At 71.9% G+C, this 21,832-nt stretch carries 16 protein-coding genes and 1 tRNA gene; 3 read left to right on the top strand and 14 right to left on the bottom strand.

Annotation, left to right across the window (positions count from 1 at the left end; all coding sequences use genetic code 11):
• Positions 1–169: 169 nt before the first annotated feature.
• Positions 170–2,284, top strand: coding sequence for a catalase (locus QM792_RS05990; RefSeq protein WP_415148451.1), 2,115 nt, complete (start codon positions 170–172; stop codon positions 2,282–2,284).
• 155 nt (positions 2,285–2,439) lie between these two features.
• On the opposite strand, the gene QM792_RS05985 is transcribed toward QM792_RS05990, so the two are convergent.
• The 11 genes from QM792_RS05985 to hemC form a co-directional block, all read right to left on the bottom strand.
• Positions 2,440–3,852: a DEAD/DEAH box helicase family protein gene (locus QM792_RS05985; protein ID WP_415148449.1), complete on the bottom strand. Its 1,413-nt coding sequence runs from the start codon at positions 3,850–3,852 to the stop codon at positions 2,440–2,442.
• Positions 3,849–4,427 carry an RES family NAD+ phosphorylase gene (locus QM792_RS05980; protein ID WP_415148448.1) on the bottom strand — a complete coding sequence of 193 codons (579 nt, stop codon included), beginning with the start codon at positions 4,425–4,427 and terminating at the stop codon, positions 3,849–3,851. Before QM792_RS05980 ends, QM792_RS05985 begins: the two co-directional genes overlap by 4 nt.
• 13 nt (positions 4,428–4,440) lie before the next feature.
• The gene (locus QM792_RS05975; RefSeq protein ID WP_415148446.1) at positions 4,441–4,917 is read right to left on the bottom strand and encodes a hypothetical protein; all 477 of its coding nucleotides are present in this window, start codon (positions 4,915–4,917) and stop codon (positions 4,441–4,443) included.
• Positions 4,918–4,995: 78 nt separating this feature from the next.
• Entirely contained in the window at positions 4,996–6,123 is a 1,128-nt protein-coding gene (locus tag QM792_RS05970) for an ABC transporter permease (protein WP_415148444.1), read from the bottom strand.
• A gap of 16 nt (positions 6,124–6,139) precedes the next feature.
• Positions 6,140–8,914, bottom strand: a complete 2,775-nt coding sequence (gene rbbA / locus QM792_RS05965; RefSeq protein ID WP_415148442.1) for a ribosome-associated ATPase/putative transporter RbbA — start codon at positions 8,912–8,914, stop codon at positions 6,140–6,142.
• A complete protein-coding gene (locus QM792_RS05960; protein ID WP_415148441.1) occupies positions 8,911–9,984 on the bottom strand; it encodes an HlyD family secretion protein in 1,074 nt (357 codons plus the stop codon). The genes rbbA and QM792_RS05960 overlap by 4 nt, the downstream gene beginning before the upstream one ends.
• A 90-nt stretch (positions 9,985–10,074) precedes the next feature.
• Positions 10,075–10,151: transfer RNA gene (locus QM792_RS05955), tRNA-Arg, on the bottom strand.
• A gap of 40 nt (positions 10,152–10,191) precedes the next feature.
• Complete coding sequence (locus tag QM792_RS05950; protein ID WP_415148439.1) at positions 10,192–11,439, bottom strand: heme biosynthesis HemY N-terminal domain-containing protein; 1,248 nt, start codon at positions 11,437–11,439, stop codon at positions 10,192–10,194.
• Positions 11,440–11,465: 26 nt separating this feature from the next.
• A complete protein-coding gene (locus tag QM792_RS05945) occupies positions 11,466–12,575 on the bottom strand; it encodes a uroporphyrinogen-III C-methyltransferase (RefSeq protein ID WP_415148437.1) in 1,110 nt (369 codons plus the stop codon).
• Positions 12,572–13,330, bottom strand: a complete 759-nt coding sequence (locus QM792_RS05940; RefSeq protein WP_415148435.1) for a uroporphyrinogen-III synthase — start codon at positions 13,328–13,330, stop codon at positions 12,572–12,574. Before QM792_RS05940 ends, QM792_RS05945 begins: the two co-directional genes overlap by 4 nt.
• A gap of 15 nt (positions 13,331–13,345) precedes the next feature.
• Positions 13,346–14,275: a hydroxymethylbilane synthase gene (gene hemC / locus QM792_RS05935; RefSeq protein ID WP_415148433.1), complete on the bottom strand. Its 930-nt coding sequence runs from the start codon at positions 14,273–14,275 to the stop codon at positions 13,346–13,348.
• A 6-nt stretch (positions 14,276–14,281) separates the two neighbouring features.
• On the opposite strand from hemC, the gene ppc reads away from it, so the two are divergent.
• A complete protein-coding gene (ppc, locus tag QM792_RS05930) occupies positions 14,282–17,197 on the top strand; it encodes a phosphoenolpyruvate carboxylase (RefSeq protein WP_415148431.1) in 2,916 nt (971 codons plus the stop codon).
• Positions 17,198–17,201: 4 nt separating this feature from the next.
• Here the strand turns inward: ppc and QM792_RS05925 are convergent, their stop codons facing one another.
• The 3 genes from QM792_RS05925 to QM792_RS05915 are packed head-to-tail and all read right to left on the bottom strand — an operon-like array spanning position 17,202 to position 20,286.
• Entirely contained in the window at positions 17,202–18,407 is a 1,206-nt protein-coding gene (locus QM792_RS05925) for a hypothetical protein (RefSeq protein ID WP_415148430.1), read from the bottom strand.
• 11 nt (positions 18,408–18,418) lie between these two features.
• On the bottom strand, positions 18,419–19,192 hold the full coding sequence (locus QM792_RS05920; protein WP_415148429.1) for a LytR/AlgR family response regulator transcription factor: 774 nt from the start codon (positions 19,190–19,192) through the stop codon (positions 18,419–18,421).
• Entirely contained in the window at positions 19,189–20,286 is a 1,098-nt protein-coding gene (locus tag QM792_RS05915) for a sensor histidine kinase (protein ID WP_415148428.1), read from the bottom strand. The genes QM792_RS05920 and QM792_RS05915 overlap by 4 nt, the downstream gene beginning before the upstream one ends.
• 112 nt (positions 20,287–20,398) lie before the next feature.
• On the opposite strand from QM792_RS05915, the gene argH reads away from it, so the two are divergent.
• A complete protein-coding gene (gene argH, locus QM792_RS05910) occupies positions 20,399–21,817 on the top strand; it encodes an argininosuccinate lyase (protein WP_415148427.1) in 1,419 nt (472 codons plus the stop codon).
• Positions 21,818–21,832 lie beyond the last annotated feature (15 nt).

The raw sequence follows: 21,832 nt of genomic DNA, 5'->3' as shown, positions 1-21,832 counted from the left end.
AGGAAGAGCGTGCGAGCGCACGTCGGAGCGGTCCTACAGCCCTCGCGGTGCGGCGCCGCGCGTAGGCCACCACCTACGCGCAAAACCGCGCCGGGCCGACAGCGCGGCGCCCGGCGCGCCGTCTAGCCTGACGCGCCTCACCACAGCGACTCGACAAGAGAGGATCGCCATGACCAGGAAGCCCACCCCCGCGCGCCGCGGCGCCGGCATCACCGAGCGCAGCGGCAACGCCGGCGAACTGCACCAGGAAGTGCCGCGCGGCGCCGGCCACGCCGACGGCCGCGCGCACCTGACCGACAACTTCGGCCACCGCGTCTCGGACAACCAGAACTCGCTGCGCGCCGGCGAGCGCGGGCCGACGCTGCTGGAAGACTTCGTGCTGCGCGAGAAGATCTTCCACTTCGACCACGAGCGCATCCCCGAGCGCATCGTGCATGCGCGCGGCTCGGGCGCGCACGGCACCTTCGAATGCACGAAGGCGATTCCCGAGCTGACCAAGGCCTCGATCTTCCAGAAGAAGGGCAAGCGCTGCGAGGCCTTCGTGCGCTTCTCGACGGTGGCCGGCGGCGCCGGCTCGGTGGACACGCCGCGCGACGTGCGCGGCTTCGCCGTCAAGCTCTACACCGACAGCGGCAACTGGGACCTGGTGGGCAACAACGTGCCGGTGTTCTTCATCCAGGACGCGATGAAGTTCCCCGACCTCGTGCACAGCGTCAAGATGGAAGCCGACCGCGGCTACCCGCAGGCCGCCTCGGCGCACGACACCTTCTGGGACTTCGTCTCGCTGATGCCCGAGAGCATGCACACGGTGATGTGGGCGATGTCGGACCGCGCCATCCCGCGCAGCCTGCGCATGATGGAAGGCTTCGGCGTGCACAGCTTTCGCTTCGTCAACGCCAGGGGCGAGGGGCGCTTCGTCAAGTTCCACTGGAAGCCCGAGCTGGGGATGGAGTCGACCACCTGGGACGAGGCCGTGAAGATCGCCGGCGGCGACCCCGACTTCCACCGCCGCGACCTGTACGAAGCGATCGCCGCCGGTGACTTCCCCGCGTGGAAGCTCGGCGTGCAGGTGTTCGACGAGGCCTTCGCCGCGCGCCAACCCTACGACGTGCTCGACGCCACCAAGCTCATCCCCGAGGAAGACGTGCCGGTGCAGTTCATCGGCCGCCTGACGCTGGAGCGCAACGTCTCGAATTTCTTCGCCGAGACCGAGCAGGCCGCCTTCCTGCCGAGCAACGTGATCCCCGGCATCGACTTCACGAACGATCCGCTGCTGCAGGGGCGGCTGTTCTCCTACCTCGACACGCAGAAGTCGCGCCTGGGCACGACCAACTTCCACCAATTGCCGATCAACGCGCCGAAGTGCCCGTTCCACAACTTCCAGCGCGACGGCATGATGCAGACGCAGGTGCCCACCGGCCGCGCCAACTACGAGCCCAACAGCCTGGCCGACGCGGGCGAGGACGGCGGGCCGCGCGCCTGCCCCGAAACCGGCTTCACCTCGTTCAGCGCGAACGCCGAGCGCAACGACGCCGGCCAGAAGCTGCGCATGCGCGCCGCGCTGTTCGCCGACCACTACAGCCAGCCGCGCCTGTTCTACCGCTCGCAGACCGCGAGCGAGCAGGCGCACATCGCCTCGGCGCTGGTGTTCGAGCTGTCGAAGGTCACCATCGAGGCGGTGCGCAGCCGCGTGCTCGCGCGGCTGCGCAACGTCGACGAAACGCTGGCGCAGCGTGTCGCCGACGGCCTGGCGGCCAGGCTGCCGCCCAAGGCGCCGGCGGCGAAGGAGCCGATCGACATGAAACCCTCGAACGCGCTGTCGATCCAGAAGAACGCGAAGAAGACCTTCGTCGGCCGCAAGGTGGCGATCCTGTTCGACGAAGGCTCCGACAAGGCCGGCATCGACAGGCTCAAGCGCGGCATCGAGCAGGCCGGCGGCCGCGTGGCGCTGATCGCGCCGAAGATCGGGCCGCTGAAGCTCAAGGGCGGCACGCTGCGGGCCGACGGCCAACTGGCCGGCGCGCCCTCGGTGATGTTCGACGCGGTGGCGAGCATCCTGGCGCCCGAGCGCGCCGCGGCGCTGGCGCGCGAGGCCGCCTGCGTGCAATGGTTCATGGATGCCTACGGGCACTGCAAGACCATCGCGCACTGCGAAGGCACGAAGCCGATTCTCGCCAAGGCCGGCGTCGAGCCCGACGCGGGCGTGGTGCCCGTCGAGGCGCTGGTGAAAACTGGCGTGAGCCGGCACTGGGCTCGGGAGGCGAAGGTGCGGGCGTTGGCTTGAGCCCACGCGACGCCTGGAACGCCTGACCGAACGACAACGCCGCTGGCAGCGGCACGGCGATGGTTAACTACACGCTGCTCTCACTGGTAGCGCGGTGAGGCAGCGGCCGCTTACGTTCCCCTAGCGGTCGATAGCGCGTTGGCAAAACCCAGCGTTCAAGGCTGCGAAGAGCTTGGACGCACCCGCAAGAATGTCATCAGGCAGCCTGGTGCCTTGCGTGGCCCACGAAGAAACCAAGCGAAGCGCCACATCCGGCTTCCACCCGTCAGGAAGGGCGATCCCTTTCCGTTGTGCAGCGGCCTTGATCTGGTCGGGTAGCCGTTGGCGAGCACGTCGCGGAACTCGCGCACGATGGCGCGGTTGCGTTCGGGAATGGTGAACCTGCGTTCCAGCGCGGCGGGGTCGATGACGATGCTGTCGTCCTTGCCGAACAGCTTCTCGAACTCGGCGCGCGTGGGGCCGTTCATGGCGCTCCAGTCCAGCTCGTCGCGCTTGACCGGAAATCCGCCATCGGCGGCAGTCTTCACCGTCTTGGCCTTGTAGATCTGGTAGGGCACGAGGTAGCCGTCGCGGACGGCCTCCTTCATCTTGTAGCTGAAGGTCGGGCGGTCCACCTCGAAGAAGCGCAGCGTGTCGCGGACGAAGAGCTTGTCTTCGTCGTCGCCGAAGTCCTGCGCCTCGGCGACGCAGGGCGTGGCGGTCAGGCCGAGCTGGATGCCGTCGAAGTGCCTGAGCACGCCGCTCCACTTGCCGTAGATCGAGCGGTGGCATTCGTCGGAGATCACGAGGTCGAAGTAGCCCGCCGAGTAGTCGCCGTAGATGTTCACCATGCTCTGCAGCGTGGTGATGGTGATGCACTTCTCGTCCTGGAAGCGCCGGCCGGCGCGCAGCACGTAGGCGGGGTAGTCGCGCAGGTGTTCGGCGAAGGCGTCTTCGGTCTGCTTGGCCAGCGGGATGCGGTCCACGAGGAAGAGCACGCGCGTGACGGCGTTGGCATCGAACAGGCGCTTGATGAACGCGGCGGCGGTGCGGGTCTTGCCGGTGCCGGTGGCCATCTCGACGAGCAGCTTGCGACGGCCGGCGGCGATCTCGCGGCACAGCGTGTCGATGCACGCGGTCTGGTAGTCGCGCTCGACGATGTGTCGGTCGATGGGCACGGCCAGCGGGTCGCGCTTGACCTGCGCGGTTGCGGCGCGGCGCTCGAGGTCGCCTTGGGAGAAGAAAGTCTTGACCGGGTGAGGGTAGGCATCGCGTTGCCATTCCCAGAAGCGGATCTCCTGGCCGTTGGCGAGGAAGATGTAGGGCACGCCGAGCTGTTGGGCGTAGCCCCTGGCCTGCGCCTCGGCCTCGGCCAGGTTGACGGCGGCCTTCTTGGCTTCGATCACGGCCACGGCGCGACCGTTGCGGTCACACAAGACGTAGTCGGCCTTGGTCTTGTCGGGCAGAACACATTCGAAGCGGACGGCGTTGGTGTCGAGCACGTCCCAGCCCTGATCCCTGAGCTGGGCGTCGATCTTGACGCGGGAGAAGGCTTCGTTCGGGCCATTGCTCGCTCCGTTCTCAGTCAAGGCACCAGCGGCACCTGCGAGCCGATCAAGGCCGCAGTCACGCAGCGGTGCAAGCCGCCAGCCGGATTGACGAGCCTGACGCTCCCGATGAGCTTGAGCGCGCGCAGCGCCGGCCCGAAGATCGCGTAGCAATCGTGCGCGTACTGTTGAGCCGAGCGGTAGATGACGCCCTCGAAGCCGAGCTTGTGCGCGTCGTCGGCGACTTGCTGTGTCAGATGCAGCCGCAGCGACTGGAGGAACGGCCAGGACGGCGCATGCGGCCGCAGGTCGGCCAAGCGCAGGGTTCGCTGGGTCTGAAGGGCCAGCAGGCTGCGCTGCGTCAGCAACGAGACGGACAGGCTGGTGACTTCCCTGCGCGCCAGGGCCTCGTAGACGGCGGTCTCGGGCGCTTCGCCGAAGTAGCCCACGGCGACGCGCGCGAGGTCGAAGCGCCCCGCCAGCGTGCCGGCCGGCGGAAGCCGAAGCGCGCCGACCCGCACGGTGCCGGGGCGCGACGTGCTGCGCTGTACCCGGTACAGCGTCAGCGCCGCCGGGAGGTTGTGCTCCGGAACGTAGGCCAGGTCGCTGAGCTTCATGAGGAAGGGCCGGTCAGTTGCCTTCCCGCTCGGCGATCTGAATGACGCGCGCCGCCTGCCCCTGCTCGATGGCCTGCCGCGGCGTGATGCCGCCGATGCCGCCGTGGGGCGATTCCAGGAAGGCGAGCAGCGCCCAGCCCTCCTTGGTGCCCAGCGCCGCGGACAGTTGCGGCAGCGTGTCCCACAGGCGCGGCTCGAACTGCCAGCGCGGCAGGCGGTGGCCGCGCTTGACCTGGGTGAGCCCGATCGCGCGGCCCTTGGCGATCCAGGCGTTGACGGTCACGCGGCTGGTGCCCGCAAGCGCCGCGGCCTCGTCGGTGGAGATCAGGTCGTCGGCCCGCAGGCGCTGCTGGCGACCAGCCAGGCTGTTGGCCAGCAGCGCGCGCGCCTCGGCGGGCGAGCCGTAGTCGGACGGCGCGGCGTCTCGCGTGCGCCGGGTGCGCGCACTCGCGCGGGCGTCGGCGTGCACGAGGTGGGAAGCGGACTTCATGTGCGGATCTCCCGCCCGATATGTCGGGAAAGTTCGTTAACTTCGATTCTACGCCGAGGCCAGGCTCCGGCGCGCCGCTCAGGCCATCTGCGCGATGGTCTTGCGGAAGCGCCGCAGCGACAGCGCGAACAGCACCGCGCCGATCAGTGCCAGCGCCGCGAACTGGGGCCACACCACGTCCAGGCCGGCGCCGCGGAACAGGATGGCCTGGCCGAGCTGCACGAAGTGCGTGGTCGGCGCCGCCAGCATCAGGTCGCGCACCAGCTCGGGCATGCTCTCGCGCGGCGTGCCGCCGCCCGAGAGCATCTGCAGCGGCATGATGGTCAGCATCATCAGCATGCCGAACTGGGGCATGTTGCGCGCCAGCGTCGCCAGGAAGATGCCCATCGAGGTGGTGGCGAACAGGCACAGCGCCGCGCCCGCGAAGAACAGCGGCAGCGAGCCGGCCACCGGGATGTGCAGCGCGCCGCGCACGACGAAGGCGATCGACGCCCAGGCCGCCAGCAGCACCACCACGCCCATCGCCCACACCTTGGCCAGCATGATCTCGGCGGGCGTCACCGGCATCACCAGCAGGTGCTCGACGGTGCCGTGCTCGCGCTCGCGGATCAGCGCCGCGCCGCTGAGGATGATCGACAGCATCGCGATGTAGTTGATCACCTGCACCACGCTGCCGAACCACGACGGCGCCAGCGCCGGGTTGAAGCGCGCGCGCAGCGCCAGGTCCACCGGCGGCACGGCGCTGGCGCGGTGGCGCTGCGCGAACTCGGCGATCTCGCCGGCCACGATCTGCTGCAGGTAGCCGCTGCCGACGAAGGCCTGGCTCATGCGCGTGGCGTCGACGTTGAGCTGGATCTGCGGCGAGCGGCCGGCCAGCAGGTCGCGCTGGAAATGGCGCGGGATCACCATCGCGAAGGTGTAGAGCCCGGCGTCCATGCCCGGGTCCATCTGCGACCACTCGATCAGGCGCGGCGGCGTGAACTGCGGCGGGTACAGCGCCGCGGCGATGCGTTGCGACAGCGGCGAGCGGTCTTCGTCGACGATGGCCACCGGCGCGTTGTGCAGCGTCTCGGGCATCGCCGTGGCGGCGGTGTAGACGCCCACGGTGAACACGTAGACGATCAGCACCAGCATCGCCGGGTCGCGCCACAGGCTCCACAGCTCCTTGACGCCGAGGCGGTAGGTGTTGGCGAGGAACTGGCGCATGGCCCCGGCGCGCGCTTCAGCGTTCCTGCTTGCGCAGCAGCGCGACGGCCGCGCCGATGATCAGCGGCGCGGCGATCAGCATCGGCAGCAGCGAGGCGCGCAGGTCGGCGAAGTGCAGCGCCTTGTTGAACACGCCGCGGCTGACGTCGATCATGTGCGTGGCCGGGTAGATCTCGCCGAGCCAGCGCGCGCCGCCCTGCAGCGACGAGACGGGGTCGGTCAGGCCCGAGAACAGCGTGGCCGGGATCATGGTGCCTATCATCGCGAAGAACATCGCCGCGATCTGGCTCCTGGTCACGCTCGAGGCCAGCAGGCCCAGGCCGGTGGCGCAGAAGGCGAACAGCAGCGCGGCCAGCAGCAGCGTGGCGAAGCTGCCCTTGACCGGCACGCCGAACAGCGTGACCGACATCGCGCTCATCAGCGCGAAGTTCAGCAGCGCCAGCGCGACGTAGGGCAGTTGCTTGCCGAGCAGGAACTCGGTGCGCGTGACCGGCGTGACGTACAGGTTGATGATGGAGCCGCTCTCCTTCTCGCGCACCACGGCCAGCGCGGTCAGCATGGCCGGCAGCATCAGCAGCAGCAGCGGGATCACCGCGGGCACCATCGCCGGCAGGCTCTTCACGTCGGGGTTGTAGCGAAAGCGCGTCTCTATGCCGGCCAGCCCCGCGGCCGCGGCGCCGCCGCGCGCCGCCGCCTGCTCGGCCAGCCAGTGCTGGTGGATGCCCTGCACGTAGCCCTTGACGGTCTCGGCGCGCGCCGGCATCGAACCGTCGATCCAGGCGCCTATCGCCACCTCGCGGCCGCGCAGCACGTCGCGGCCGAAGCCGGACGGGATCTCCAGCGCCAGGCTCAGCTCGCCGCTGGTCATGCGGCGGTCGAGATCGGCGTAGTCGAGGATGGGCGGGCGTTCGACGAAGTAGCGCGAGCCGGCCAGGCTGAGCGTGTAGCTCTGGCTCAGCGAGGACTGGTCGCGGTCGAGCACGGCGTAGCGCAGGTCGTCGACGTCCATGCTGATGCCGAAGCCCATCACGAACATCAGGATGGCCGAGCCGGCCAGCGCCAGCGTCGCGCGCACCGGGTCGCGCCGCAGTTCCAGCGATTCGCGCCACAGGTAGCTGACGAGGCGCCGCAGGCTGAAGCGGCCCGCCTTGGCCCGCGCGGGCTGCGGCGGCACTTCGGCCGACGCTTCGGCAGACGCCTCGGTCGGCGCCGCGCCGGCGGGCGTGTCGGCGCGCGGCGTGCCGCCGCCGGCTTCCACCAGGTAGCCGATGAAGGCCTCTTCCAGCGTCTTCGCGCCGCGCTTGGCCACCAGCGCCGCGGGCGCGTCGCTGTCGAGCACCTTGCCGGCGTGCATCATCGACATGCGATCGCAGCGCTCGGCCTCGTTCATGAAATGGGTCGAGATGAAGATCGTCACCTTGTCGCGCCGCGACAGCTCGACCAGCAGCCGCCAGAAGGCGTCGCGCGCCACCGGGTCCACGCCCGAGGTCGGCTCGTCCAGGATCAGCAGCTCCGGCTCGTGCACCATCGCCACGGCCAGCGACAGGCGCTGGCGCATGCCCAGCGGCAGGCTCTCGGGCAGGCTGTCCTGCGCGTCGCCCAGGTCGAAGCGCCGCGCCATCCCGGCCACGCGCCCGGGGATGTCGGCCTCGGGCACCTGGAACAGCCGCGCGTGCAGCTCCAGGTTCTGCCGCACGCTCAGCTCGCCGTACAGCGAGAAGGCCTGCGACATGTAGCCCACGCGGCGGCGCGTGGCGATGTCCTTGGGGTCGACCTCGTGGCCGAACAGCCAGGCCCGCCCTTCGCTGGCTTCCAGCAGGCCGGTGAGCATCTTCATCGTCGTGGTCTTGCCGCAGCCGTTGGAGCCGAGGAAGCCGAAGATCTCGCCGCGCCGTATGCGGAACGACACGTGATCGACCGCGACGAAGTCGCCGAAGCGCATCGTCAGGCCCTGCGCCTCGATGGCGACGTCGTCGTGCGCGGCCTGCAAGGGCGGGATCTCGACGGCGGCATGGCCGCGCTTGCGCTCCTCGGGCAGCAGCGCGATGAAGGCCGCCTCCAGCGAATCGCTGCCGGTGCGCGCCAGCAGCTCGCCCGGCGTGCCGGTGGCCAGCACCTGGCCGCCGTCCATCGCCACCAGCCAGTCGAAGCGCTGGGCCTCGTCCATGTAGGCGGTGGCGACGACGACGCTGGTGCCCGGCTGGTTCGCGCGGATGCGCTCGATCAGGTCCCAGAACTGCGCGCGCGCCAGCGGATCGACGCCGGTGGTCGGCTCGTCGAGGATCAGCAGGTCGGGGTCGTGGATCAGCGCGCAGCACAGCCCGAGCTTCTGCTTCATGCCGCCGGAGAGCTTGCCGGCCGGGCGGCCGAGGAATTCGCGCAGGCCGGTGGCGGCGGTGAGTTCGTCGATGCGGCGCCGCCGCTCGGCGGCGTCGTGGCCGAACAGGCGCGCGAAGAACTGCAGGTTCTCCTCCACCGACAGCGTCGGGTACAGGTTGCGGCCCAGGCCCTGCGGCATGTAGGCGATGCGCGGGCAGACCGCCTCGCGGTGGCGCCTGCCGGCCATGTCGCCGCCGAGCACCTGCACGCGACCGTCCTGCACGGCGCGCGCGCCCGCGATCAGCGACAGCAGGCTGGACTTGCCCACGCCGTCCGGGCCGATCAGCCCGACCATGCGGCCCGCGGGCAGCTCCAGCGTGATGCCGGCCAGCGCCTGCGTCTTGCCGTAGTGCAGCCGCACCTGTTCCAGGCGGACGACCGCGCCGGCGGCGGGCGCCCGCCCGGTGGTCATCGAGCGGCCTTCAGCGCCAGCCGCGCCGGCCACTCCTGCGCCGGATCGAGCCGCACCCAGGCCTCGCCCGGCAGGCCGGTCTTGACGTGTTCCAGGTGATCGAGCAGCAACTGGCGGTCGATCTGCGCGCGCACGCGGAACATCAGCTTCTGGCGCTCGCTGGCGGTCTCGACCGTCTTGGGCGTGAACTGCGCCGCGCTGGCGATGAACGACACCTTGGCCGGGATCACGTAGCCGGGCGCGGCGTCCAGCACGATGCGCACTTCCGAGCCCAGGGCCAGCCGGCCGGCCGCCTCGGTGGGCAGGAAGAAGGTCATGTAGACGTCGGACAGGTCGATCAGGTTCATCACCCGGCCGCCCGCGCCCAGCACCTCGCCGGGCTGCGCCACGCGGAACTGCACGCGGCCGTCGCGCGGCGCCTTGAGCTGGCTGTCGTCGATCTCGGACTGGATGCGCTGCAGCGTGGCGTCGACCGCCTCGACCTGCGACTGCACGCTGACCACCTGCGCGCGCGCCGCCACGATGGCCGCCTCGGCCGAGGCGACCTGCGCCTGCGCCGCGGCGACGGCGGCTTCGGCGCTTTGCGCGCGGGCGCGGTCGTCGTCCACGGTCTGGGTGGCGGTGGCGCCCTCTTTCACCAGCGTCTCGGAGCGCGCCAGCCGGCGCCGCGCCGCGTTGAGCTCGGCCTCGGCCTGGCGCACCTGCGCCAGCAGCGCGCTCTTGTCGCTCTGGCGCATCGCCACCTGCGCCTGCGCGGCGGCCACCGCGTTGAGCGCCTGCTGGCGCTGCGCCTTCGCCTCGCGCAACTGCGCCTCCAGCGTCTGCACCTGCATCGTGGCCAGCACCTGGCCGGCCTTCACGAAAGCGCCCTCATCGACCAGGATGTCGCCGACGCGGCCGGCCAGCTTGGTGGCGATGTCGATCTCGGTGGCCTCGATGCGGCCATTGCTGCCGATGAAGGCACCATCGTCCGCGCCCGCGGCGACACGCTGCCACGCGTACCAGCCCGCCAGCGCCAGCGCGACGACGACGAGGGCGGGAACCAGCTTGTTCTTCAGTGCGTTGGCCATGGTGATCACGAGGCGAAGAATGCGAAGCGGCGAGCCCAAGAAAAACGGGCTGCACCTTGCGATGCAGCCCGTTGTCTCGTCTGGCGTTGTTGGCGCGGCTGGCAGGATTCGAACCCACGACCCCTTGGTTCGTAGCCAAGTACTCTATCCAACTGAGCTACAGCCGCGCGAGCCGCGCAGTATAGCAGGCTTTGCATGGCGCCCGGCTCAGGCCAGCGTGGCGGCGGACTCGTAGGCGCGCGCGGCGCGCTCGCTGTCACCTTCCTCGGCGGCGATGCGCGCCAGCGTCAGCCAGGCCTTGCGTCGCGCGGCGGGTTGCAGCGTGGCGTCGGCGGCGGCTTCTTCGAGCAGGCGGCGCGCCTTGCCCCACAACTGGCGATCGGCCAGCACCATGCCGACGGCGAAGCCCATCGCCGGTTCGCGGCCGTGCGCCTGCGCCGCCGCTTCCAGGCGCGGCAGCCATTCGACGCCGATGCCCGGCGCCGCCTCGGCCAGCGCGAGCGAGAGCGCGGCGCGTTCGTCGGCGCCGAGTTCGTCCAGCCGCTCCCAGAACGGGCGCAGCCAGCCGCGCGCCTCGTCGCCCGCGCCCCAGCGCGCGGCGCGGCTCGCGGCGCGCGCGGCGACGAAGGGGTCGCGGCGGTCCAGCGCGTCGAGTTGCAGCCAGACGCGGCGCAGTTGCTCGACGTCGCGCGCGCCGTCGAGCGACTCGAAGGCGAGCGAACGCAGCAGGCCCTGCGCCGCCTCCTTCGAGAAGCCCTGGTGCTTGGCGAGCAGCCGCGCGGTCTTCAGCGCCTCCTGCGGCTGGCGGCCCAGGCGCGTGGCCTGCAGGCGCAGCCGCAGCGCATGGGTGCGGCGCGCCACGCCGGTGGGCAGCGCGCCCAGCAGTTCGAGCGCGCGGTCGGCGTCGCGGTCGTCGAGCGCCCACTCGGCGGCCAGCAGCCGCGCGCCCTCTTCCGCGGCGCGCGCGGGCGGGCTCCGGCGCGTCAGTTCGAGCGCCTGTTCGATGGACCGGTCGCGCCCGGCGCGGTCTTGCAGGCGGTGCGCGCCGCCGGCGGCCAGCAGGTGGCCGAGCGCGCCGAACTCGTGGTCGTTCACCAGCTCGGGCGTGTCGGCCTGGATGGCCAGCGCGCGCTGCGCCGCCTTCTGCGCGCGGCTGTAGCGGCCGCCGAAGTACTGCGCCAGCGCCTCGCGCAGCGCGGCCTGGGCGGCGCGGTCGCGGCGCGCCACGCGCCATTCGCGCGCGCGCCGCGGCAGGCCGACCAGCGCGTTGATCGCGTTGAACACCATCACCAGCAGCGCGCACAGCGCGGCCAGCAGGATCAGGAAGAGGTTCAGCGACAGGTCGAGCCGCTGGCCGGCCCAGTAGATGCTGACCAGGCCGTCGTTGCCGCCCAGCGTGGTCGCGGCGACCACCGCGACGACGAACAGCAGCACGAACCAGATCACCGCGCGCATCGCCGCCTCGCCTTCGCCGCTTCGCGTCAGCGGCCCGCCGCGGCGGTGGCCAGCGCGGCGAGGGTGTCGTCGGGGCGCGGCAGCACGGTTTGGCGCGCCTGCTGGCCGACCTGCCTGAGCAGTTCGAGCGCCGCGGTGGTGCGCCGCGAGCCGCGGTCGAAGTAGCGTTCCAGCGCCTGCTGCGCGCCCAGCACGTCTGCCTGCGCGGTCGGGAACTGGCGGCTCAGCAGTGCCAGGCGCGCGTTGAGCAGCTTGAGCTTGAGGTTCTCGCGCACGAAGTACGACTGCTCGGGCGTGAGCAGCGCGGCGTCGGGGTGCTCGATGCGCGTGACGCGCACCAGAGAGCGCACTTCGTCCCACACCGGACCGGCGAGGCGGTTCCAGGCGTCGCGCCAGGCGGAACCTTCCTCGGCGGTGGCGGCCGAGGCCGCCGAAGCGGCCGGCCGGGCGGCGCGCGCCGCCGCGGCATCACGTTCGCGCTCGCGGCGCGGCTCGGCGGTGGCCAGCAGCGGCAGCTCGTCGACCATGCGCATCGCTTCGTCGAGGCGCACGGTCAGCGTGGCGATGTCCAGCGCGCCGGCCGACTTGACGCGGTCGAGGTCGCGCGCGATCGCGCGGCGCACGCCGTCCAGGCGCGGCTGGCTGTAGCGCGCCAGGCGTTCGTCGCTCTGGCGCAGCACCAGCACCAGCGGCTCGGTGCTGCCGGTGATCGCGCTTTGCTGCATGGCCATGCGGATCGCGGCCTCGACGTCGACCAGCAGGTTCTCGTCGCGCGAGCGCGACAGCGACTGGATCAGGTCTTCGAGCTGCGTGCGCTGCAACGCCACTTCGGCGACGCGCGCTTCGAGCAGCGCCACCTTGGCGGCCGCCGCACCCATGCCTTCGTTGGCCTGCTTGGCGAGCAGTTGCGCCTCGGCGGCCTGTTTGGCGCTCTCTTCCTGGCGCAGCACCAGCGCCTGCTCGAGCGCGGCCACGCGCTGGTCGGCGCGCCAGGCCAGCACCAGCGCCACCACGCTGGCCAGCAGCAGCACGCCGGTCACCACGGCCATGCCGCCGCGCGCGGGCGTGGCGGGCGCGGCCGGCGGCGCGGGCAAGGCGGGCGCGCTCGGGTCGGGGCTGGGCAGGCTGTCGCTCATGGCTCGAACGATTGTAGGCAGGCCACCACCGCGTCCAGCGCGGGCCGGCTTTCGAGCACGGTGCCGAAGCCGGCCTCGCGCGCGCGCTGGGCGATGCGCGGATGGGTGGCGAGCGCGGCGGCGCCGCGCCAGTCGGCGCCGGGGGCGAGCGCTTCGAGCTGGGCGATCGATTCGGAGCTGCTGAACATCCACACCTGCGCGCGCGGCGCGGCGCGGGCCGCGCTCAGCACGGCCTGCTCGCGCGCGTCGAGCCGCGGCGCGCCGCGCTCGTAGGCGGTCACGAAATCGACCGTCGCGCCGTGCGCGCGCAGCGCGTCGGCGAGCCAGTCGCGGCCGCTCTCGCCGCGCACGATCAGCACGCGCGCGCCGCGCCAGTCGCGCGACGAGAGCTGCCGCCAGAGCGATTCGGAATCGAACTGCGGCGCGTCGGCCGCCGGCTCGGCGATGGCTTCGGCCGGCACGCCCAGCGCAAGCAGCGTGCGGCTGGTGCCGGGGCCGGGCGAACCGGCCAGCGTCCCGGCCGGCCAGGCGGCGCCGTCCGGCCGCAGCGCGAAGAACTGCTCGGCCGCGTTCGGGCTGACGAACATCACGAGGCGCTGCGCGGCCAGCGTGCGCCAGGCCGCCTGCACCGCGCGCGCATCGCGCGGCGGGAAGATGCCGATCAGCGGCAGCGCATCGGCGTCGACGCCGCGCTCGCGCAACTGCCGCACCCACTCGGCCGCCTGCGCGGCGGGACGGGTGACCAGCAGCTTCATCGCTCGCGGCGGGTTTCAGGTTCCGGCGAGGTAGCCGGCCGCGCCCTGCGCGTGCAGCGCCTGCGCGGCGCGTTCGCCGAGCGCGCGCGCCTGGGTGTCGTCGGCCACCGCGTCTTCCACCTCGGCGCGCAGCAGCGCGGCCAGCGGCTGCGCCGGGTGGCCGAGCGCGGCGCGCAGCCACAGCCTGTCGCCGCGCCACGCGGCATGCACCGCCAGCGGCATCGAACAACTGCCGCCCATCGCGCGCGACACCGCGCGCTCGGCCTGCACCGCCAGCCAGGTGGGGCGGTGCGTCAGCGTGCCGAGCCGCCGCAGCAGCTCGGCGTCGTCGGCGCGCACCTCGATGCCGAGCGCGCCCTGGCCGGCGCAGGGCAGCATCTGCTCGCTCTCGAAATGGCTGCGGATGCGCGCCGCGAGCCCGAGCCGCTTGAGCCCCGCGGCGGCCAGCACGATGGCGTCGTACTGGCCCTCGTCGAGCTTGCGCAGCCGCGTGTCGAGGTTGCCGCGCAGCGGCTCGACCACCAGATCGGGGCGCAGCGCGCCGAGCTGCACCCAGCGGCGCAGCGACGAGGTGCCGACCTTGGCGCCATGCGGCAGATCGGCCAGGCGCTCGTAACGCGGCGAGACGAAGGCGTCGCGCGGATCCTCGCGCTCCAGCACCGCGGCGAGCGCGAAGCCTTCGGGCAGGTCCATCGGCACGTCCTTCAGCGAGTGCACCGCGAGGTGGGCGCGCCCTTCTTCGAGCGCGGTCTCCAGCTCCTTGACGAACAAGCCCTTGCCGCCGACCTTGGACAGCGTGCGGTCGAGGATCTGGTCGCCGCGCGTGGTCATGCCCAGCAGCTCGACCTGCGCGCCGAAGCGCTGCGCGAGCAGATCGCGCACATGCTCGGCCTGCCACAGCGCGAGACGGCTTTCACGGGTGGCGATGACGATGCTTGCGGCCATGCCGGGATGCTAGCAGGCGCGCGTCTTGCGTCCGCGCCGCGCGCCGGGGCGCGGCTGCTAGCATCGTCCGGCGTAACCGAGTTACGAAGCCGGAGAAGTTCGATGAACAAGCCCACGCGCCGCGCCGCCGCCGCGGATGCCGCCGACAAGAACCGCCCGCTGGTGGAGGACATCCGCCTGCTCGGCCGCATCCTGGGCGACACCATCCGCGAGCAGGAGGGCAAGGAGGCCTTCGACCTGGTCGAGCGCGTGCGCCAGCTCTCGGTGGCCTATCGCCTGAAGAGCGACGCGCAGGCCGGCCGCGCGCTCGACCGGCTGCTGAAGAACCTGTCGAACGACCAGACGGTCAGCGTGATCCGCGCCTTCAGCTACTTCTCGCACCTGGCCAACATCGCCGAAGACCGCCACCACGTGCGCCGCCGCGAGCACCACGAGCACGCGGGCCACTTGCAGGAGGGTTCGCTGGCGATGAGCTTCGAGCGCCTGGCCGCCGCCGACATCCGCGCCGACGAGATCGTGCGCATGCTGCGCCACGCCTACATCAGCCCGGTGCTCACCGCGCACCCGACCGAGGTGCAGCGCCAGAGCATCCTCGGCGCCGAGCGCGCGATCGCCGAGCTGATCGGCGCGCGCGACGAGCTGCGCGGCGAGCGCGAGCGCGCCGAGAACGAGGCGCTGATCCGCGCCCGCGTCACGCAGTTGTGGCAGACGCGCATGCTGCGCACCGCCAAGCTCAGCGTGGCCGACGAGATCGAGAACGCGCTGAGCTACTACCACGCCACCTTCCTGCGCCAGATTCCGCGCCTGTACGGCGAGATCGAGCGCGCGCTGCCCGGCCACGAGATCGCGCCCTTCTTCCGCATGGGCCAGTGGATCGGCGGGGACCGCGACGGCAACCCCTTCGTCGGCGCGGCGACGCTGCAGCTCGCGCTGCGCCGCCAGGGCGAGACGGTGCTGCGCCACTACCTGACCGAAGTGCACGTGCTGGGCGCCGAGCTGTCGATGTCGGCGCTGCTCGCGCCGGTGACGCCGGCGATGCAGGCGCTGGCCGAGCGCTCGCCCGACCACAACGCGCACCGCGAGGACGAGCCCTACCGCCGCGCGCTGATCGGCATCTATGCGCGGCTGGCCGCCACGCTGCACGAGCTGACCGGCACCGAGGCGCTGCGCCACGCGGTGGCGCCGCAGCACCCGTATCCGAACGCGGGAGAGTTCCTCGCCGACCTGAAGGTGATCGAGGCCTCGCTGCGCTCGCACCACGCCGCGGCGCTGATCGGCCCGCGCCTGGCGCCGCTGATGCGCGCGGTGCAGGTGTTCGGCTTCCACCTCGCCACGGTCGACCTGCGCCAGAGCTCCGACAAGCACGAGGCCGTGGTGGCCGAGCTGCTGCGCACCGCGCGCATCGAGCCCGGCTATTCGAATCTCGACGAAGCGGCGCGGCGCGACCTGCTGCTGCGCCTGCTGAACGACGCGCGGCCGCTGCGCGTGCGCGCGGCGCGCTACAGCGAGCATGCGCAAAGCGAGCTGGCGATCTTCGAGACCGCCGCGCGCATGCACCAGCGCTTCGGCCGCGAGGCGATACGCCACTACATCATCTCGCACACCGAAGACGTGAGCGACCTGCTCGAAGTGCTGCTGCTGCTGAAGGAAACCGGCCTGCTGCGCGGCGAGCCGAACGACGGCGAAGGGCAGGAGTCCGCGCCTCGCGGCGCGGTGAGCGACCTGATCGTCGTGCCGCTGTTCGAGACCATCGGAGACCTGCGCAATGCCGAGCCCATCATGCGCGCCTTCTACGCGCTGCCCGGCGTGGCCGCGATGGTGAAGGCCTCGGGCGCCGAGCAGGACGTGATGCTCGGCTACAGCGACAGCAACAAGGACGGCGGCACCTTCACCAGCAACTGGGAGCTGTACCGCGCCGAGATCGCGCTGGTGGCGCTGTTCGAGGAACTGCAGCGCGCGCACGGCATCACGCTGCGCCTGTTCCACGGCCGCGGCGGCACGGTGGGGCGCGGCGGCGGCCCGAGCTACCAGGCCATCCTGGCGCAGCCGCCGGGCACGGTGAACGGCCAGATCCGCCTGACCGAGCAGGGCGAGGTGATCGCCTCGAAGTACGCCCACCCCGAGATCGGCCTGCGCAACCTCGAGACGCTGGTGGCCGCCACGCTGGAGGCCACGCTGCTGCACCCGACCAAGAGCGCGCCCAAGGCCTTTCTCGACGCGGCCGACACGATCAGCGCGGCGAGCTACGCCGCCTACCGCAAGCTGGTGTACGAGACGCCCGGCTTCACCGACTACTTCTTCAGCGCGACGCCGATCCGCGAGATCGCCGACCTCAACATCGGCTCGCGGCCGGCCTCGCGCAAGGCCACCCGCGCGATCGAGGACCTGCGCGCGATCCCCTGGGGCTTCAGTTGGGGCCAGTGCCGCGTGGCGCTGCCGGGCTGGTGCGGCTTCGGCTCGGCGATCGAGGCGTTTCTGGGCACGGACGCGAAGGCGCGCCGGGAGCGGCTCGCGCTGCTGCAGAAGATGCACAGGCAGTGGCCGTTCTTCCGCACGCTGCTGTCCAACCTCGACATGGTGCTGGCCAAGAGCGACCTGGGCATCGCGGCGCGCTACGTCGAGCTGGTGGAAGACAAGCGCCTGGGCAAGCGCATCTTCGGGCTGGTGCGCGCCGAGTGGCAGCGCACCCAGGACGCGCTGGCGCTGATCACCGGCGAGCGCGACCGGCTGGCGGCCAACCCCTCGCTGGCGCGCTCGATCGAGCACCGCTTCCCCTACCTCGACCCGCTGAACCACCTGCAGGTCGAGCTGATGCGCCGCTACCGCGCCGGACGCGACGACGACCCTGGCATGGACCGCGTCAAGCGCGGCATCCACCTGTCGATCAACGGGGTGGCGGCGGGGCTGCGCAATACCGGCTGAGGGGTCAGCGGGCGGCTTGCCGGCGGCGGCGCAGCGCGCCGAGTTCGCCGTACTTGGCGACGTCGGCGAAATAGGCCTCGGCGCGGGCGAGGCCGTCGCAACCAGAGGAAGCAATCTCGGGGGGCAGCAAGTCCGTGAGTGCCTCCCTTTCACGCTGGTAGCGTGCGAGCCGGTCCTCCGACCAGCCGAGCCGGCGGCCGATGCCGGTGCCGACGGTGATGCTCAGTACGGAGTCTCCCTTGTCCGCCAGGAAAGCGGCAAGGCGTTCACACTGCTGGCGCCGCTCGCCCTGGCGCAACGCGGCGTCGCCACAGTGGGCGTTCACCACCTGCAGTTCGCCGACGAAGGCATCGGCCGCCGCGCCCTCGAAGAATCGCACGCTGCGGTCGAGCGGGGCTTCGCTGGGCGGCGCCGCCTTGGCCAGCACGCGGTGCATCGCGCCCCAGTTGCCGCGCATCGACTCGGCGGCAAGCGCTCGTTCGACATACTGACTGCGCCGGGCAGGGTCCAACCCCTGCTGGCCCGCCGCGCTGATCCACACGAACGCGTTGGAGGGATCGCGCTCGGCCCAGGATTCGACGCGCAACGCAGCGCACGCCGGCGCAGCGACTCGATCGCGGAACATCTCGCAGGCCTGAAAAGCCAGCGCATAGGGCAACGGGTCGCGCGAGCGCTCCGCAAGGCGGGCCAATTCGTCGAGGCTTTCGAGCGGCGCGCTGCCTTTGCCTGCTTCGAAGCGCTGGACCCACTCACGCTGCGTTTCGAGAAACCACGCACCGGCCTGCACCTGTTCGTCGGTGCTCGACTTCATCTCTTCCAGCCAGCCGGGCAGCACGCGCTGGCGGTGCGCCTCCAGTTTGTCGAGCGCTTCCCGGGCAGCGCGCTCGGCCTGCTTCTGGTCGTTCGGATCGAAACTCACCTCGCCCAGCCCGCAGACGATCTCGACAGACGAAGCCGCCGCGGCCGGTGCCGAGGCTTTCGCCACGGCCGGCGCGGCAATCGGCGCCGACGCCGCGCGCCGCGACGCCATCGCGACGACGCTCGCCACCGGCGAGGCCGGCGGCGCGGCGTGCTGCGGCGGCGGCTCGTCGAACAGGCCGCGCCGCTGCGCCAGCCACAGCGCCAGCAGCGCGGTGGCGATCGCCACCGTCCACAGCACGCGGCCCCAGCGCAGGTGCGGCGGGTCGAACCAGATGCGGTGCAGCTTCATGCCCGTGCGCCTCAACGCCCCGCCGCCACCAGCGCCTCGCGCACCGCGGCGAGCTGGCGGCGCGACACGGCCAGCCATTCGTCCACCGGCGCCACGCGCACCGCCCAGCCCTCGCCGCCTTCGTCGTCGCCTTCGCCGGCGAGCATGCGGCGCTCCAGCGCGCGCACCGCGGCGCGCGCCACCAGCGCGTTGCGGTGCACGCGCAGGAAGCGTTCGCCGAGGCGCGATTCCAGCTCGGCCAGCGAGTCGTCGAGCACGTGGCTGTGCGAGGCCGTGCGCAGCGTCACGTACTTCAGCTCGGCCTTCAGGTACAGCACCTCGGCCACCGGCACGCGCATCACGCGGCCGCGGTCGCTGACGACCAGCACGTCGTCGCTGCCCGCCGGCGCCGCCGCGCCGCCCGGCCGCTGCAAACGCTGCGCGACACGCTGCAAGGCCGCCTGCAGGCGCTCGCGCTTGACCGGCTTGGTGAGGTAGTCCACCGCCTCCAGCTCGAAGGCCTGCAAGGCGTGCTCGGCGTGCGCGGTGACGAACACGATCGCCGGCGCCTCGCCCTGCGCGCGCAGCCGCTGCGCGAACTGCATGCCGTCCAGGCCCGGCATGTGCACGTCGAGCAGCACCAGGTCGCAGCCGTGCGCGGCGATGAAGTCGGCCGCCTGCACCGCGTTGGCCGCTTCGCCGACCACGCCGGCCGGCACGTCGCGGCAGTCGCCGACCAGCGTGCGCAGGCGCAGCCGCGCGAGTTCCTCGTCGTCGACGATCAGCACGCGCAGCACCTCGCTCATAGCGGCACGACCAGTTGCACGCGGAACGCCCCCTCGACCCGCCGCGCCTCGAACTGCGCCGCCATGTCGTGCATCAGGTGCAGCCGCTCGCGCACGTTCTTCAAGGCCATGCCGCTGCCGGGCTGCGAGGGCGTGGCCGGCACGGTGTTGGCGATCACCACCTGCGCGCGGCCCATCTTCACGCGCGTGCGGATGCGCACCGTGCCGCCCTCGGCGGCGGGCTCCACGCCGTGGCGCACCGCGTTCTCCACCAGCGGTTGCAGCAGCAGCGGCGGCACGCGCGCCTGGCCCGCCGCCTCGTCGAGCTCCCACACGATGTTCAGCCGCGAGCCGAAGCGCACCTGCTCGATCGCGAGGTAGCGGCGCGCCAGTTCCACCTCCTCGGCCAGCGAGACCGATTCGCCGATGTCGGTGAGCGCCACGCGGAACAGTTCGGCCAGGTCTTCCAGCACGCCCTCGGCGCGCGCCGGGTCGACGCGCACCAGCGCCAGCGCGGTGTTCAGCGTGTTGAACAGGAAGTGCGGGCGGATGCGCGATTGCAGCTCCGCCAGCCGCGCGGTGGTGTCGGCCGGCAGCAGCGCGCGCGCGCGCAGTTGCAGCCAGCCGTAGACCGCCGCGGCGCCGGCCGCGCCGGCCGCCAGCGGGCCCAGCAGCGGGTGCGCGCCCAGCATGTCCAGGCCCAGCGACTGCACCAGCAGCGCCGGCAGCAGCGCCGCCAGCGCGCCCATCGCCATGGCGACCGTCCAGCGCAGCCAGGGCACCAGCACGCCCAGCGGGCGCTTGAGCAGGCAGGCCGCGCTCAGCCAGATCAGCAGCGCCGGCACCGCCACCGCCGAGGCGGAGGCGAAGCGCAGCGACCAGGCCTCGAAATCGGCGGCGACGAACAGCGTGGCCAGCCCGACCGCCGCCTCCACCACCAGCAGCGCGCGCAGCACCACGCCGGCATGGCAGACGTCGAACACCGAGGCCGGCGCGCGCCGCGCCGCGCCGCCCTCGCCGGGCATCAGCGTGTCCAGCAGCGTGCTGCCGAAGCCGGTGCTGCGCGCATCGGCGGGTGACGACGGGGCGGTCAGGGCGCTGGGTTCGGTGGGCATGGGAGGGGCGCCGAATAGAATCGCGGCGCAGCGCTGATTGTCGCCAAACGCGGCGCCGATTCGCTTGCGCGCGCCTCCCCTGTTCACGCCTTGTTGCGCCTGCCGCACCGCCATGTCCTCCTCCAACCAACTCGACAAGAAATCCCAGGCCTGGTCGGCGCTGTTCTCCGAGCCGATGAGCGAGCTGGTGCAGCGCTACACCGCCAGCGTCGGTTTCGACCGGCGGCTGTGGAAGGCCGACATCGCCGGCAGCCTGGCGCACGCCGAGATGCTGGCCGCGCAGGGCGTGATCGGCGCGGGCGACCTGGCCGACATCCGCCGCGGCATGGCGCAGATCACGGCCGAGATCGAATCCGGCCGCTTCGAGTGGAAGCTGGCGCTGGAAGACGTGCACCTGAACATCGAGGCACGCCTGACGCAGCTCGTCGGCGACGCCGGCAAGCGGCTGCACACCGGGCGCTCGCGCAACGACCAGGTGGCCACCGACGTGCGGCTGTGGCTGCGCGACGAGATCGACGGTCTCTCGACGCTGCTCATCGAGCTGCAACGCGCGCTGGTCGGGCTGGCCGACGCCAACGCCGAGGTGATCCTGCCCGGCTTCACGCACCTGCAGGTGGCGCAGCCGGTGAGCTTCGGCCACCACCTGCTGGCCTACGTCGAGATGTTCGCGCGCGACGCCGAGCGTTTCGCCGACGTACGCCGGCGCACCAACCGCCTGCCGCTGGGCAGCGCCGCGCTGGCCGGCACCAGCTATCCGCTGGACCGCGAGCGCGTCGCGAGGACGCTGGGCATGGTGGACGACGCCGGCAGGCCCAGCGTGTGCCAGAACAGCCTCGACGCGGTGAGCGACCGCGACTTCGCGATCGAGTTCAGCGCCGCCGCGTCGCTCACGATGATCCACGTCAGCCGCTTCAGCGAGGAGCTGGTGCTGTGGATGAGCCAGAACTTCGGCTTCATCGACCTGGCCGACCGCTTCTGCACCGGCTCGTCGATCATGCCGCAGAAGAAGAACCCCGACGTGCCCGAACTGGCGCGCGGCAAGACCGGGCGCGTGGTCGGCCACCTGATGGGGCTGCTGACGCTGATGAAGGGCCAGCCGCTGGCCTACAACAAGGACAACCAGGAAGACAAGGAGCCGCTGTTCGACACCGCCGACACGCTGCGCGACACGCTGCGCATCTTCTGCGAGCTGGTGGGCGGCATCACGGTCAAGCCCGAGGCGATGGAACGCGCCGCGCGGCGCGGCTACGCCACCGCGACGGATCTCGCCGACTACCTCGTCAAGAAGGGCCTGCCCTTCCGCGACGCGCACGAGGCGGTGGCGCACGCGGTGAAGGTGGCGATCACGCAGGGCGTGGACCTGGCCGAGCTGCCGCTGGCCACGCTGCAGGGCTTCCACCCGGCAATCGCCGAGGATGTGTTCGAGGTGCTCACGCTGCGCGGCTCGCTGGACGCGCGCCAGGCGCTGGGCGGCACCGCGCCGGCGCAGGTGCGCGCGCAGGTGGCGCGGCACCGGGCGCGGCTGGGCTGAACGCGCGCGGCGCGC

The sequence above is a fragment of the Piscinibacter sp. genome, assembly GCF_047600445.1.
In the GTDB taxonomy this organism is placed as follows: Bacteria; Pseudomonadota; Gammaproteobacteria; order Burkholderiales; family Burkholderiaceae_C; genus Piscinibacter.
Note: the sequence above shows the minus strand (reverse complement) of the source record. Positions and strands in the feature narration are given on the sequence as shown.

Bases quoted from the DNA above. Each gene is read 5' to 3' on its own strand.
- QM792_RS05990 (WP_415148451.1), top strand. From the start codon at position 170: ATGACCAGGAAGCCCACCCCCGCGCGCCGCGGCGCCGGCATCACCGAG.
- QM792_RS05980 (WP_415148448.1), bottom strand. From the start codon at position 4,427: ATGAAGCTCAGCGACCTGGCCTACGTTCCGGAGCACAACCTCCCGGCG.
- QM792_RS05975 (WP_415148446.1), bottom strand. From the start codon at position 4,917: ATGAAGTCCGCTTCCCACCTCGTGCACGCCGACGCCCGCGCGAGTGCG.
- QM792_RS05970 (WP_415148444.1), bottom strand. From the start codon at position 6,123: ATGCGCCAGTTCCTCGCCAACACCTACCGCCTCGGCGTCAAGGAGCTG.
- rbbA (WP_415148442.1), bottom strand. From the start codon at position 8,914: ATGACCACCGGGCGGGCGCCCGCCGCCGGCGCGGTCGTCCGCCTGGAA.
- QM792_RS05960 (WP_415148441.1), bottom strand. From the start codon at position 9,984: ATGGCCAACGCACTGAAGAACAAGCTGGTTCCCGCCCTCGTCGTCGTC.
- QM792_RS05950 (WP_415148439.1), bottom strand. From the start codon at position 11,439: ATGCGCGCGGTGATCTGGTTCGTGCTGCTGTTCGTCGTCGCGGTGGTC.
- QM792_RS05945 (WP_415148437.1), bottom strand. From the start codon at position 12,575: ATGAGCGACAGCCTGCCCAGCCCCGACCCGAGCGCGCCCGCCTTGCCC.
- QM792_RS05940 (WP_415148435.1), bottom strand. From the start codon at position 13,330: ATGAAGCTGCTGGTCACCCGTCCCGCCGCGCAGGCGGCCGAGTGGGTG.
- hemC (WP_415148433.1), bottom strand. From the start codon at position 14,275: ATGGCCGCAAGCATCGTCATCGCCACCCGTGAAAGCCGTCTCGCGCTG.
- ppc (WP_415148431.1), top strand. From the start codon at position 14,282: ATGCTAGCAGGCGCGCGTCTTGCGTCCGCGCCGCGCGCCGGGGCGCGG.
- QM792_RS05925 (WP_415148430.1), bottom strand. From the start codon at position 18,407: ATGAAGCTGCACCGCATCTGGTTCGACCCGCCGCACCTGCGCTGGGGC.
- QM792_RS05920 (WP_415148429.1), bottom strand. From the start codon at position 19,192: ATGAGCGAGGTGCTGCGCGTGCTGATCGTCGACGACGAGGAACTCGCG.
- QM792_RS05915 (WP_415148428.1), bottom strand. From the start codon at position 20,286: ATGCCCACCGAACCCAGCGCCCTGACCGCCCCGTCGTCACCCGCCGAT.
- argH (WP_415148427.1), top strand. From the start codon at position 20,399: ATGTCCTCCTCCAACCAACTCGACAAGAAATCCCAGGCCTGGTCGGCG.